General features: G+C 70.3%; 13 protein-coding genes. 4 read left to right on the forward strand and 9 right to left on the reverse strand.

The window, feature by feature from the left end; genetic code table 11:
* Nucleotides 1–116: 116 nt before the first annotated feature.
* The 5 genes from PMI01_RS14160 to PMI01_RS14180 form a co-directional block, all read right to left on the reverse strand.
* Nucleotides 117–1928 carry an aminopeptidase P family protein gene (locus PMI01_RS14160; protein WP_007669840.1) on the reverse strand — a complete coding sequence of 604 codons (1812 nt, stop codon included), beginning with the start codon at nucleotides 1926–1928 and terminating at the stop codon, nucleotides 117–119.
* A 73-nt stretch (nucleotides 1929–2001) separates the two neighbouring features.
* A complete protein-coding gene (locus PMI01_RS14165; RefSeq protein ID WP_007669842.1) occupies nucleotides 2002–2436 on the reverse strand; it encodes a hypothetical protein in 435 nt (144 codons plus the stop codon).
* A 104-nt stretch (nucleotides 2437–2540) separates the two neighbouring features.
* Nucleotides 2541–3407 carry a 50S ribosomal protein L11 methyltransferase gene (locus PMI01_RS14170; protein WP_007669844.1) on the reverse strand — a complete coding sequence of 289 codons (867 nt, stop codon included), beginning with the start codon at nucleotides 3405–3407 and terminating at the stop codon, nucleotides 2541–2543.
* Nucleotides 3408–3526: 119 nt separating this feature from the next.
* On the reverse strand, nucleotides 3527–4921 hold the full coding sequence (locus tag PMI01_RS14175) for an O-antigen ligase family protein (protein WP_007669846.1): 1395 nt from the start codon (nucleotides 4919–4921) through the stop codon (nucleotides 3527–3529).
* Between the two features lie 117 nt (nucleotides 4922–5038).
* Nucleotides 5039–5524 (reverse strand): hypothetical protein, encoded by a 486-nt coding sequence (locus PMI01_RS14180; RefSeq protein WP_007669848.1) that lies wholly within the window; start codon nucleotides 5522–5524, stop codon nucleotides 5039–5041.
* Nucleotides 5525–5673: 149 nt separating this feature from the next.
* On the opposite strand from PMI01_RS14180, the gene PMI01_RS14185 reads away from it, so the two are divergent.
* A complete protein-coding gene (locus PMI01_RS14185) occupies nucleotides 5674–6864 on the forward strand; it encodes a low temperature requirement protein A (RefSeq protein WP_007669849.1) in 1191 nt (396 codons plus the stop codon).
* A gap of 137 nt (nucleotides 6865–7001) precedes the next feature.
* Here PMI01_RS14185 and pip read toward each other — a convergent pair whose 3' ends face one another.
* Nucleotides 7002–7991, reverse strand: a complete 990-nt coding sequence (gene pip, locus PMI01_RS14190) for a prolyl aminopeptidase (protein ID WP_007669851.1) — start codon at nucleotides 7989–7991, stop codon at nucleotides 7002–7004.
* A gap of 86 nt (nucleotides 7992–8077) precedes the next feature.
* Between pip and PMI01_RS14195 the strand changes: the two genes are divergently transcribed.
* Nucleotides 8078–9175, forward strand: a complete 1098-nt coding sequence (locus tag PMI01_RS14195) for an HPP family protein (RefSeq protein ID WP_007669853.1) — start codon at nucleotides 8078–8080, stop codon at nucleotides 9173–9175.
* A gap of 57 nt (nucleotides 9176–9232) precedes the next feature.
* The gene (locus tag PMI01_RS14200) at nucleotides 9233–9481 is read left to right on the forward strand and encodes a hypothetical protein (protein WP_007669855.1); all 249 of its coding nucleotides are present in this window, start codon (nucleotides 9233–9235) and stop codon (nucleotides 9479–9481) included.
* A gap of 209 nt (nucleotides 9482–9690) precedes the next feature.
* On the opposite strand, the gene PMI01_RS14205 is transcribed toward PMI01_RS14200, so the two are convergent.
* Entirely contained in the window at nucleotides 9691–10680 is a 990-nt protein-coding gene (locus tag PMI01_RS14205; RefSeq protein WP_007669857.1) for an alpha/beta fold hydrolase, read from the reverse strand.
* A gap of 118 nt (nucleotides 10681–10798) precedes the next feature.
* Here PMI01_RS14205 and PMI01_RS14210 point away from each other — a divergent pair, with 118 nt between their 5' ends.
* Nucleotides 10799–12025, forward strand: a complete 1227-nt coding sequence (locus PMI01_RS14210) for a multidrug effflux MFS transporter (protein WP_007669860.1) — start codon at nucleotides 10799–10801, stop codon at nucleotides 12023–12025.
* On the opposite strand, the gene PMI01_RS14215 is transcribed toward PMI01_RS14210, so the two are convergent.
* Complete coding sequence (locus tag PMI01_RS14215; protein WP_007669862.1) at nucleotides 12022–12414, reverse strand: DUF423 domain-containing protein; 393 nt, start codon at nucleotides 12412–12414, stop codon at nucleotides 12022–12024. The genes PMI01_RS14210 and PMI01_RS14215 overlap by 4 nt on opposite strands.
* The coding region (locus tag PMI01_RS14220; RefSeq protein WP_007669864.1) for a YjbE family putative metal transport protein at nucleotides 12415–13036 on the reverse strand (622 nt) is incomplete at its 5' end. It lies immediately after the preceding gene.

Here is a 13036-nt window from a genome sequence, read left to right on the forward strand (position 1 = left end):
ACCGCTCATCCCCAACGCCCTGCCGGCACGCCGGCCGACGTCCAAACCCCTCACCCTCCCACGCCTGCGGCGTGGGCCCCTCCCTCTCCCATTGGGAGAGGGTTCAATAACGCGCCCTAAAGCGGCGCGCAGACTTCCTCCAGCCAGGTCCGCACGTCCGGTTCCACCCGGGGCCCGATCTCCTTCACGACCCGCGCGTGATAGGCGTCGAACTGGGCGATCTCCTCGGGCGACAGCAGGCTCTTGTCGACCAGGCGACGGTCGATCGGAGCCAGGGTCAGGGCCTGGAAGCGGTGCATCGGGCGGTCGCCGTCGCCGACCGGCTCGGCGGGCATCACCACCTCGAGGTTCTCGATGCGGATGCCGTATTCGCCGTCCTTGTAGTAGCCGGGTTCGTTGGAGACGATCATGCCCGGCTGCAGGGCCACGGTGTTCGGAGCCTTGGAGATCCGGTGCGGGCCCTCGTGGACGCCCAGATAGACCCCGACGCCGTGGCCGGTGCCGTGGTCGTAGTCCAGGCCGTGGCTCCACAGGGCGGCGCGGGCGAAGGCGTCGATGGCCGAGCCGGTGGTGCCGGCCGGGAAGCGCAGGCGGGCGATCGCCAGGTGACCCTTGAGGACCAGGGTGTTGCGGGTGACCATCTCGGCGGTGGGTTCGCCGATCGCCACCGTGCGGGTGACGTCGGTGGTGCCGTCCAGGTACTGGCCGCCGCTGTCGACCAGCAGCAGCGAACCCATCGCGGCCCGCTGGTTGCTGCGCTCGGTCGGGCGGTAGTGGGGCAGGGCGCCGTGGCCGTTGGCCGCGCCGATGGTGTCGAAGCTGAGGTCCTTGAGCACGCCGGTCGACTCGCGGAAGGCCTCCAGCTTGGCGACCGCCTCCTTCTCGTCGGGCGGATTGATCTGCCCTTCGGTGGCCAGCCAGTGCAGGAACCGGGTCAGGGCCGCGCCGTCGCGCTTGTGGGCCTCGACCGTGCCGGCGATCTCGACGGGGTTCTTGCAGGCGCGCGGCAGGGTGCAGGGGTCCATGGCCCGCACCACGCTGGCGCCGGCGGTGGCCAGGGTGTCGAAGTACCAGGCGGACGATTGCGCCGGATCGACCAGCACGGCCTTGCCGGTCAGTTCGGCCAGGGCGCCATCCAGGGCGTCCGGCGTCTCCAGCGACACCTGGTTGCCCAGCCACGCCGGCAGGTCGCCCGTGACCTTGGCCGGGTCGAGGAACAGCCGGGCCGAGCCGTCGGCGCGGACCACCGCCTGCGACAGCGGCAGGGGCGAGCGGATGACGTCGCCGCCGCGGATGTTGAACAGCCAGGCGATCGAGGCCGGGGCGGTGATCACCGCCGCGTCGGCCCCCAGGGCGGCGACGGCCGCGCCGACGCGGGCCCGCTTGGAGGCCGATTCCTCGCCGGCATATTGCACGGGCTGGGGCACGACCGGCGCGGCGGGCTGGGCGGGACGCTCCGCGCCCCAGGCCTCGTCGATCGGGTTGACGGCCACGGGCTTGAGGGCGGCGCCGGCCTTGTGGGCGGCGGCCTTCAGCGAGTCCAGGGCCTGGGGGCTGTGCAGGCGGGCGTCGTAGCCGATCACCGCGCCCCTGTGGGCGGTCTCCAGATAGGCCGGGACGCCGCCCTCGACGAGGTCGCGGATCTCGAACACGCCCTGGTCGACCTGCTCGCGCACCTGCAGGGTGTAGCGGCCGTCGACGAACACGGCGGCGCGGTCCTTGAGGATCACCCCGGCCCCGGCCGAGCCGGTGAAACCGCTGGCCCAGGCCAGGCGGTCGTTGGCCGGCGGCAGGTACTCGTTCTGGTGCTCGTCCTCGTGAGGGACCAGGAAGCCGTCCAGGCCTTGGCGCGCCATGGCGGCGCGGATCAGCGGGACGTGACGGGGGCCGAAGGACGGCTCGGTGGATTCATCGAAGGTCTGGCGCATGCTTCGATGTAATCCCGCCCCTCCAAGGTGAAAAGGGGGCGAACTGAAAAGGGGCGGGCCAGGGTCGGGGGTTTTATTGCCGCGGCTGCGGCGCGGGCGGCTGGATGTTGGGGTCGGCCGACGGGGCCAGGGTGTCGTCGCGCGAGGCGGCGGCGCGGTCGGCCGTGTCGTGGGCGGCCTGCGAGGCGTTGGCGGCGGTCACCTCGGTCGAGCGGCGGGCGCTGTCGGCGGCGGCGCTGGCGTCGCGGGCCGCCTGCTGGGCGACGATCGTGGCCTGGGCGGCGCCGGTCTGGGCGCCTTCGATCACGCCGGCCGCGCGGCCCTGTTCCTGGGCCTGGAGGATCTGATCGTCGCTGGGCGTACGGGCCCCGATCGCCAGCATGAAGGCCACGGCGATCATCGCCACGATGGCCACGACGCCGGCCACGAACCAGCCGGTGGTCCCGCCTTCGCGACGAACCTCGACCACGTGCTCAGGGTGCGGGACGTGGGGGTCGGAATAGGTCATGGCGTTGCTCCTGTAGAGATGTCCCTGAGGAGAAACGTGGGGGAGGGGGGAGGTGTTCCGTACTTGGGACACCCTCTCCCCATGGGAGAGGGTGTCCTTTGTCCCTACGGCCGTTGCAGCACCAGCGCCGCCCAGGCGTCGCGGTGGATGCGGTTGACGACCTTGAAGCCGCGCGAAATGTAGGCGGCCTTGACCATGCGCTCCTGGGTGCGCAGCAGGCCCGAGAGGATCACCGTGCCGCCGGGGACCAGGGCGGTCTTGATGTCCTGGGCCAGGCTGATCAGCGGCCGGGCCAGGATGTTGGCGAACACCAGGTCGTAGGGGGCGTTGTCGGTGACCAGGCGGTTGCTCAGGCCCGAGGCGTGGACGAACCTGGCGTTGGCGCGGTTGACCTTGGCGTTCTCCTTGGAGATCCGCACGCTGGGCTTGTCGATGTCGGTGCCGACGGCGATCCTTGATCCAGTCCGCGCGGCGGCGATAGCCAAGAGGCCGGTGCCGGCCCCGACGTCGAGCACCTTCTTGAACTTCCGCGCCTTGATCAGCCTGTCATAGGCCTGCAGGCAGCCGACTGTCGTGCCGTGATGGCCGGTGCCGAAGGCGGCGCCCGCCTCGATGCGCAGGTTGACGGTGCTGGCCGGCAGGCGACCGCGGTCGTGCATGCCATAGACGAAGAACCGTCCGGCCCGCACCGGCGGCAGGCCCGACAGCGCCATGGCCAGCCAGTCGGCGTCGGCCAGGGTCTCGCGCACCACCTTCAGCGGATAGCCGGCCAGGACGGCGAGCAGGCCCGCGTCCTCCTCGTCGGTGGTCGGGAAGGCGTCGATGCGCCACAGGCCCTTGTCCTCGTCCTCTTCGAGGATCGAGTAGGTCGCGCCTTCGAGGCCCGGGTGGTTGTCGATGGCGTCGGCGGCGGCTTCGGCGTCGGCGCGCGCGCCGCGGGCGACGATCTGCTGGGGCGTGTAGTCGGTCATGCCGCTCCAGTAGCGGGCTAGAGCAAGCCGCGCGACATAGAAATCGCACGGCTTGCTCTAGATTTATGTTTTCGCATCGCTTTTGCGGAGAACCGGTCCCCACTTTTCCGCACGATGCTTTAGGCGCCGAAAGGCGAGACCGCGCGTCTGCCGAAAACCACCGGCTTGGTCGAGGTCGCCGCCGCCCAGACGACCGGCTCCGGGTCGGGCGAAGCCAGGCTCCAGGCCAGGGGCGGCGAGGGGTTGAACAGCGGCGGCATCGTCCATTTCGGCGCGGAGACCTGGGCCAGGACCGGGCCCAGCAGCCGGGTCACCGCCGCGCAGGCCAGGGCCCAGGCGATGCCGTTGCGCTCCAGGATGAAGCTCTCGGAGAAGGTGGTCATCAGGAAGATCACCAGGAACAGCGTCGCCCAATAGCCGTCACGCAGCCTCTGGAAGCGGAACAGCCCGACCAGCAAGGCGCCGCCGAGGATCAGGGCGCAGAGGCTCACCCCCACCCAGCCCAGCTGGGCCAGGATGTCGAGCCAGCCGTTGTGGGCGGTGGGCACCAGCCAGCCGGTCTCCTTGCGGATCCAGTTGGCGGGGGCGGATTCCAGGGTCCAGAACACCGCGTAGCCATAGCCGGTCATCGGGGCCTTGGCCGACTGGCGCAGCAGGGCGGCCCAGATGTCGGTGCGGCCGGTCAGGGAGGGGTCCTTGCCGAGCGCCTTGAACAACAGTTCGGGGGCCAGCCACATGACGATCACCGCCGCGCCGATCACGGTGACGCCCAGCCAGACGACGATCACCGCCGTGGCCGGTCCGCGCCGCATGGCGGCCAGCAGGAACGAGCCGGCCAGCCCGACCATCAGCACCAGCAGCGAGGTCTTGGACTTGCTCATCACGATCATCGCGGCGCACAGCAGGATGGTGACGACCATGCGCTTGCGATGCCTGGAACCGGCCAGCATCGCGGCCATGGCGGCCAGGGCGCCGTAGACCATCATCGCGCCCATCTGGTTCTTCTCGTACCAGAGGCCGCGCCAGTCGCCGGCGTTGATGTCGTGCTGCACGCCCATCTTGGGATAGCCGACGGCGGCCGCCAGGCCGGCCAGGGCCAGGACCAGGAAGGTGGTGGCCAGGATCTCGGCCATCCGCTTGCCGTCGAAGCTGGCGGCGAAATACAGCCCGAACAGGGTGGTGAAGGCCGCCGCCAGGGCCCGGCGGTTGGTGGTGCCCGGGTCCAGCGACCAGGAAGCCGAGGCGAACACCCAGAAGATCAGCAGGCTGAGCGCGCCGGCCGGCAGCCAGAAACTCATCAGGCGCGGGGCGCGCCACACCGCCAGGGCCAGGATCAGGGCGTAGACCGGCAGCCACATCAGCCGCAGGACGGGGATGTTCTCGCCGCCGGCCTGTAGGGGGTCGAGGAACGGGCCGATGAAGGCGTTGGACAGCATGAACAGCACGAAGCCGCAGGCGAGCGCTTCGAGCGTTCGCGGCAGGCCTGGTCTGTCGTCGTCCTGCTGTGCCGCCACCCGCCCTGTCCGCTGCGATGGCGCGAAATGGAACACGCGCCTGCCGAGGAGGGGTTGGTTGCAAGGCGAGGGCCGGGGATTTCGCCCCAATGGGTCCGCTCGTCCCGGCGAAGGCGATCAGTACAGACGAACCAGCGCCGCGGGCGCGGGCGTGGCGACCGGCGCCTCGGGCGCGCGCGGCGCTTCCGGTGGGACGGGCAGGTCTTCCGGCAAGCGGACATCCAGGATGTCGCCGCCGGTCGATGGCCAGTCGCGCTCGGCTTCGCTTGGACGGATCGGCCGGGCCTGGGCCTCGGGCTCGGGGTCAGGCCCGGTGGCGGGGACGTATTCGGGGACTTCATGGGACGCCACGACGACCGGCGGCTGGTCGATCCGCTGGGCCTGGAGGAAGTCCGTGCCGATCACGTAGTCGGGGACCTTGCCTCTCGGCCAGGCGACCGGGGCGACCTCGGCGTACGGGCTGTCGCGGGTGGGTACGAACGCCGCCAGGGGCCCGATCTGGGACCCGGTCCGCAGCGCCAGCCCACCCGTCACCCCGACCGTCAGGGCGACGAGCGCGCCGACCAGCGGGGTGCGATAGGGAAGAAGGTCGCGCGGTTCCATGCGGACTAAAGCGCGCCGGACGACGAAACGTTCGATCCGGCAAAAACTCCGCTCATCCCGGCCTATGCCGGGATGAGCGGAGATATGGGGCAAGCTGAGCGACGAATGCTCTAGGCTGCGAGCGAGTCGCCAAGAGGGGGAGAACCGCCATGCTCAGCCACCGGATGCTCCGCGACCGCCAGGGCGGCGGCCACGCGCGGGTCACCTATGTCGAGCTGTTCTTCGACCTGGTGTTCGTGTTCGCGGTCACCCAGCTGTCGCACGGGCTGATCGCCCATCCGACGCCGCAGGGGGTGGTCGAGACCGGCCTGCTGCTGATGGCAGTGTGGTGGGCGTGGATCTACACCGCCTGGGCGACCAACTGGCTGGACCCCGAGCGGCCGCCGGTGCGGATCATGCTGTTCGTGGGCATGGTGGCCGGGATGCTGATGACCATGGCCATCCCGCGGGCCTTCGAGGACCGGGGCCTGGCCTTCGCCGGGGCCTTCGTCTTCATCCAGTTGGGCCGCAGCCTGTTCACCCTGTGGGCGGTGCGTGGCGACGCCGTCCTGCGGCGCACGTTCCAGCACATCTCGGCGTGGTTCGTCGCGTCCGGCGTGCTGTGGATCGCGGGGGGACTGGCGGACGGACCGTGGCGCCTGGTCCTGTGGGGCGCGGCCATCGCGGTGGAATACGCCTCGCCGGCCCTGGGGTTCTGGGTCCCGGGCCTGGGGCGGGTCCGGGCCACCGAGTGGGACATCGAGGGCGGTCACCTGGCCGAGCGCTGCGCCCTGTTCACGATCATCGCCCTGGGCGAGTCGATCCTGGTGATGGGCGCGACGACCGCCGCCATCGCCTGGACGCCGATGGTGATCGCCGCCTTCCTCACGGCCTTCGCCGGGAGCCTGGCCATGTGGTGGATCTACTTCTCGTTCACCGCCGAGGCGGCCAGCACGGCGATCCGCCACGCCAAGAACTCCGGTCATGTGGCGCGGGTGGCCTATACCTATACGCACCTCCTGCCGATCGCCGGGATCATCGTCACGGCGGTCGGCGACGAGTGGGTGATCCACCACCCCCTGGGCCATGCCGACCCGAAGACCGCCGCTGCCCTGATCGGCGGGCCGTTCCTGTTCCTGCTGGGCGGCCTGCTGTTCAAGAAGGCGGTGTTCCAGGCGTGGTCGCCGTCGCGCGGGGCGGGGCTGGTCGGGCTGGTGGTCCTGGTTCCGGTGAGCGGGGCGGTCAGTCCGCTGGTGCTGTCGGTGGCGACGACCCTGGTGCTGATCGGCGTGGCGGTCTGGGAGACCTTGGTGATGAGGGGGCGTGAAACCCTCTCCCATGGGGAGGGGGCCGACGCGTAGTGTTGGGAGGGGGCGCTGTTTCAAGCTTGGGCGGGGCGTGAGGGACCGGCCAAGCCCCCAACGGTCGTCATCCCCCGAACAAGTCGGGGGATGACGACCGTTGGGGGCGGCGGAGAACTCATCAAAGAACGCCGGTCCTAAATCTTCAGCGCCGCGTCGGTCGCCCGCACCAGCCCGTCGATGATCCCCGGTTCGGTCGAGGCGTGCCCGGCGTCCCAGACGATCTCGAAACTGGCCTCCGGCCAGGCCCGGTGCAGTGACCAGGCGCTGTCCAGCGGCGTCACCACGTCGAAGCGGCCCTGGACGATCCAGGTCGGGATGTGGCGGATCTTGTCGATGTTCTTGAGGATCCAGCCGTCCTGCTCGAAGAAGCCGGCATTGGCGAAGAAGTGGCACTCGATCCGCGCGAAGGCGATGGCGAAGTCTTCTTCGTTGAACTTGGGCGGACGGGCTTCGGGGCCGCGCAGCGAGATGGTGTCGCCCTCCCATTGGCTCCAGGCGCCGGCGGCCTCGGCCTGGACGCGGCGGTCGGGATGGGTCAGGCGCTTGTGGTAGGCGGCCATCAGGTCGCCGCGCTCCTCCGGCGGGATCGGGGCCAGGAACCGCTCCCAGGCGTCGGGGAACAGCATCGAGGCGCCTTCCTGGTAGAACCAGCGCAGCTCCTTCTGGGTCAGCAGGAAGATGCCGCGCAGCACCAGGCCCTCGACGCGGTCGGGGTGGGTGAGAGCGTAGGCCAGGGCCAGGGTCGAGCCCCATGAGCCGCCGAACACCGTCCACTTCTCGACGCCCAGGTGCTCGCGCAGCCGCTCGATGTCGGCGATCAGGCTCCAGGTGGTGTTGTCCTCGAGGCTGGCGTTGGGGCGCGAGCGGCCGCAGCCGCGCTGGTCGAACAGCGCCATGCGCCATTTGTTGGGGTCGAAGAACCGCCGCATGGTCGGGTTGACCGCCCCGCCGGGGCCGCCGTGCAGGATCACCGCCGGCTTGCCGCGCGGCGCGCCGCATTCCTCGTAATAGATCTCGTGCGGGCCGTCCGTGCTCAGCCAGCCGAACGAGAAGGGCTCGATGTCGCGAAACAGGCCGCGGCGGCCGGCGGACGACATCACGGAGGCGGAAGCGTTACGATCCATGCCCGTGACCCTAGCGCGGTTTCGGGGGGCGTGGGAACGCCCGGAATGGGGTTCATTTCGGGCCAATGGTCGCGTATCGGGGTTGCATGATCCAGCGACTCCCCTGGCCGCCGCGCCTGCGCACCGCCGCCGGCTGGGCGGATATCGGCCGCGGCGGCCTGGGCGCGCTGCTCGGCCTGCTGGTCACCGGGGTGGTGGCCAGGGCGGTCGTCGGCGGCGGGCCGTGGACCTCGCCGCTGCTGATCGCCCCGATCGGAGCCTCGGCCGTGCTGGTGTTCGCGGTGCCGGCCAGCCCCCTGGCCCAGCCGCGCTCGGCGGTCTGCGGCAATGTGCTGTCGGCCGTGGTGGGCATCGCCTGCGCGCATCTGTTTCCGGACCCGCTGATCGCCGCGCCGCTGGCCGTGGCCATGGCGATCATGCTGATGTCGCTGACCGGCTGCCTGCATCCGCCCGGCGGCGCGGTGGCGCTGATCTGCGGCCTGGGCGGACCGGAGACGGCCCGCGCGGGCTGGCTGTTCGCCCTCAGCCCCGTCGGCCTCGACACCCTGCTGCTGGTGGGAGCCGGCATGGTCTATCACCGGCTGATGGGCCGCTCCTATCCGCACCGCGCGCCGGTCGCCCCGCCAAACCCGCACGGAACCGCCGACCTACCGCCCAGCGCCCGGGCCGGCTTCACCGCCGGCGACCTGGACGCGGCCCTAGCGCGCTACGGCGAACTGCTGGACGTCAGCCGCGACGACCTGGACGCCCTGTTCCGCCAGGTCGAACTACAGGCCCACCAGCGCCTGCACGCCCAGATCCTGTGCGGCGACATCATGTCGGCCGACGTCATCACCGTCGATCCGCAGCAGAGCTGCGACAGCGCTCTGCGCTACATGCGCGAGCACGACCTGCGCACCGCGCCGGTGATCGACGTCGATCGCAAGGTGCTGGGCCTGGTGCGCCGCGCCGAACTTCAGGCCAACCGCGACCGCAAGGTCGAGACGGTGATCGACCCGTTCGTGCACCGGGTGCGCCCGACCACGCCGATCCAGGCCCTGCTGCCGCTGCTGTCCAGCGGCGCGGTGCACGAGGCGGTGGTGGTCGACGCCGACCGCACCCTGCAGGGCATCGTCACCCAGACCGACCTGCTGGCCGTGCTGTACCGCGCCCATGTGGTCGAGGCGATGGCGGCCCATAAGTGAGGAAAAGGGTCGGCCGATGATCGCAACCGCTTCCGCTTTTCCGTATTCTCCCGAGTCATGAACAACCCCGAAGACCTCAGCGACGAAGAACTGCTCGAGCTGCTGACCCCGCGCCAGTTGGCCGAGCTGGACCGCGCCATCGCCGAGATGATGGGCCCCGAGGGCCTGGACAAGGTGATCTCGCTGCAGGTGATGGCCCAGGTCTACACCGTGCGCGCCGCCGAACGCGACGAGGTCTCGGCGTTGGCGATGTTGCAGATGGCGGCGGCGATGCGCCGGCGGGCGGGGATCCTGGCGGCCCAATAATTCCGTCATCCCCCGCATAAAGCGGGGGATGACGAATGAAAGTGCGATCAATCCAGCGGCGCCCAGAGCCCGCCGTTCCAGCCACCCCAAGCGTTGTCATCCCGGAAGCCTCGCAGAGGCTGTCCGGGACCCAGGGGCCGGCGCACTGCGGTTGCCCTGGGTCCCGGCGCTCCGCTGCGCTACGGCCGGGATGACAACGGTGTTGGGGGTTATTGGGGAACCGGAAACCGCCGCCCCAACCACTCCACCAGGATCGCGTTCACCCGCTCCGGCTTTTCCTGCTGGGTCCAGTGTCCGCTGCCCTCGACCAGCACCTTCTCCAGGTCGGAGATCTGGTCGCCCATCCGGTCGGCCATCGACGGCGGCAGGACGACGTCGTGTTCGGCCATGATCATCAGGCAGGGCACGCCGTCGATGCGGGTGGGCAGGCCCTCGGCGCGCTCCCAGTTGCGGGTGAAGTTGCGATACCAGTTGACGCCGCCGGTGAAGCCGGAGCGCTGGAAGCTCTCGACGAACACCGCCAGTTCCTCGGGCGAAAGAAGCTGGTTGGGATCGCCGGCCGGGTCGTAGTGGGCCAGGCCGTCCTGCAAGGCCAGCGAGCGGCGGTCGGCGGGGCGGGCGGCGAAGTCCGAGGCGTTGCCGCTGGGCTTGCGCATGAAGTAGCGCATGGTCTTGTCGACGTCGGCGGCCAGTTGGGCGTCGGCGACGCCGGGCTTCTGGAAGTGGACGATGTACATGTCCTCGCCATAGGCGTGGCGGAACATGGCGATCGGGTCCATCGGCAGGCGCGGCACGAAGGGGGTGTTCATGCCGATCACCCCGGCCACCCGGTCCGGGTGCATGAGCGGCATCTGCCAGACGATGATGCCGCCCCAGTCGTGGCCGCAGAACACCGCCTTGTCCACGCCCAGGTGGTCCAGCAACCCGACCAGGTCGCCGGTCAGGTGCTCCATGTCATAGGCCTCGACCGCCTCGGGGCCTTGCGTCAGGCCATAGCCGCGCTGGTCGGGGACGATCACCCAGCGCCCGGCCGCCGCCAGGGCCGCGATCTGGTGACGCCAGGAATAGGAGAATTCCGGAAAGCCGTGGCACAGCACGATCGGCACGCCTTGGCGCGGCCCGGCCTCGTAATAGGCCATGCGGACACCGTTGATCGACGCGTAGGCCACGTCCGGCATGGGAGGGGCGAGCTGGGGCATGGCGTTTCCTGCTTATATTATTGTCGATCACCTTGAAGGGGCGCGCCGAAGCCGGCAAGCGTACGATTCGAACGGTCAAGGTCTTACCCTCGCGGAAAACAGGCGTAAAAGCGCCGCCATGACCCACATCGCCCAGCCCGCTCCCGCCGCCACGCCCTGGCGGCTCGTCCTGATGCTGGGCGCGCTCACGGCCTTCGCGCCGATGTCGATCGACATGTACCTGTCGAGCATGCCCGACATCGCCCGGACGCTGCACGCCGGGGCCGACGACACCCAGGCCACCCTGGCGGCGTTCTTCGCCGGCATGGCGATCGGCCAGTTCCTCTACGGCCCGGCCTCGGACCGCTTCGGCCGCCGCCCGCCGCTGCTGCTGGGGATCGGCATCTATGTCGCCGCTTCCCTGGTCTGCGCCATGGCCCCGTCGATCCAGGTGCTGATCGCCGCCCGCTTCGTCCAGGCGCTGGGCGGCTGCGCCGGGGCGGTGGTGGCGCGGGCGGTGGTGCGTGACAAGTTCAACCACGCCGACACGGCGCGCGTGCTGTCGCTGATGACCCTGATCATGGGCCTGGCTCCGGTGCTGGCCCCGCAGTTCGGCGGCGTCATCCAGTTCTTCGCCGGCTGGCGCGGGGTGTTCTGGACGCTGGTGGCGTTCGGCCTGCTGATCGGCCTGTGGATCGCGCTGGGGCTGAAGGAGTCGCGCTCCGAGGCGACCGCGATCCAGGCCCGTTCGGAGAACCCGTTCCGGGCCTATGGCGCTCTGCTGCGCCAGAAGCGGCTGGTCGGCTACGGCGTGGCCGGGGCGCTGAACGGCGCGACCCTGTTCACCTACATCTCGACCGCGCCGGACCTGATCATGGGGACCTACGGCCACCGGCCGCTGGTGTTCAACATCATCTTCGCCTTCAACGCCGTCGGCATCATCGGGGCCAGCCAGGTCAACCGGCTGCTGCTGCGCCGCGCGACGCCGGACCAGGTGCTGGTGCGGGCCAGCATCGCCTCGATCATCGCGGCCTTCCTGTTGGTGGCCGCCGCCTGGAGCGGGCTGGGCGGGCAGTTCACCGTCCTGCCGCTACTGTTCGTGGCCCTGTCGAGCTATGGGCTGATGGCCGGCAACACCATGGCCGGGGCGCTCAGCGTCGATCCCAGCCGGGCCGGTTCGACCTCGGCCCTGATGGGCGGGGCCGCGTTCGGGGCGGGAGCCCTGGCCTCATGGGTGGGCGGCCTGCTGCACGACGGCAGCGCCCGGCCGGTGGCGGCGGTGATGTTCGCGTGCCTGATCGGGTCCAGCCTGGCGATCTTCGGCCTGGCGGTCCCCAAGGACCTGCGGCTGAAGGCGCGGGCCTAAGCGCGGTCGTCGGAAAGGGTTCCGGCCCGCCAGGCCAGCAGCAGCCAGCCGGCCAGGAAGGCCAGGCCGCCCAGCGGGGTGACCATGCCCAGGACGCGCGGCGCGCCGAACGCCAGGGCGTAGAGCGAGCCCGAGAACAGCACCGTGCCGGCCAGGAACAGGCTCGGGGTCCAGAGCCCGGTCTTGCCGCCGGCCCCGGCCTTGCCAAGTGATCGCACCGCCAGCCAGGCGAACACCGCCAGGGCGTGGGTCATCTGGTAGAGGGCGCCGGTGTGCAGCAGTTCGGCGGCCCGGGCGTCCTTGGCCCCATGCGCGGCGAAGGCCCCGAACGCCACCGACAGGAAGCCGCTCAGCGCCGCCAGCCGGACGACCCATCCCGTGCGCGTCATCTACCTGTGCTTCCGGTGCGCGGCGACCTCGTCCGGCGTGATGTCGACGAAGGACGGGGCGACGGCGTTGTAGGCGGTGGTCTTGTGCAGATCCATCACCACGCTGCGGTGGCCTTCCCAGATCATGTGCAGGGCCACGTAGAGCACGATGGCCAGGCCGACGAAGCCGATCCAGCGGTGCTTGTGCAGCAGGTTGGCGATGGCGCTGGCGGCCACGCCCATCAGCACGATCGACAGCAGCAGGCCGAACACCAGGATGGCCGGGTGCTCGCGGGCCGCGCCGGCCACGGCCAGGACGTTGTCCAGCGACATCGAGACGTCGGCGATCAGCACCTGCAGGAAAGCCTGCTTGAAGCTCTTGGCCGGCTTGGCGCGGGGTTCGGTGGTCGGATCGTTGTCCAGCACCGCCCGGGCGTTTTCCTGGTCGTGGGTGATCTGCTCGCGCAGCTCGCGCCACATCTTCCAGCACACCCACAGCAGCAGCACGCCGCCGGCCAGCAGCAGGCCGATGACCCCCAGCAGCCAGGTGGTGATCAGGGCGAAGCCGATACGCAGCACGACGGCCGCGCCGAGGCCGTAGAGGATGACCTTGCGGCGGTCCTTGACCGGCAGGCCGCCGGCC

It is taken from the genome of Caulobacter sp. AP07, from assembly GCF_000281955.1.
In the GTDB taxonomy this organism is placed as follows: domain Bacteria; phylum Pseudomonadota; class Alphaproteobacteria; order Caulobacterales; family Caulobacteraceae; genus Caulobacter.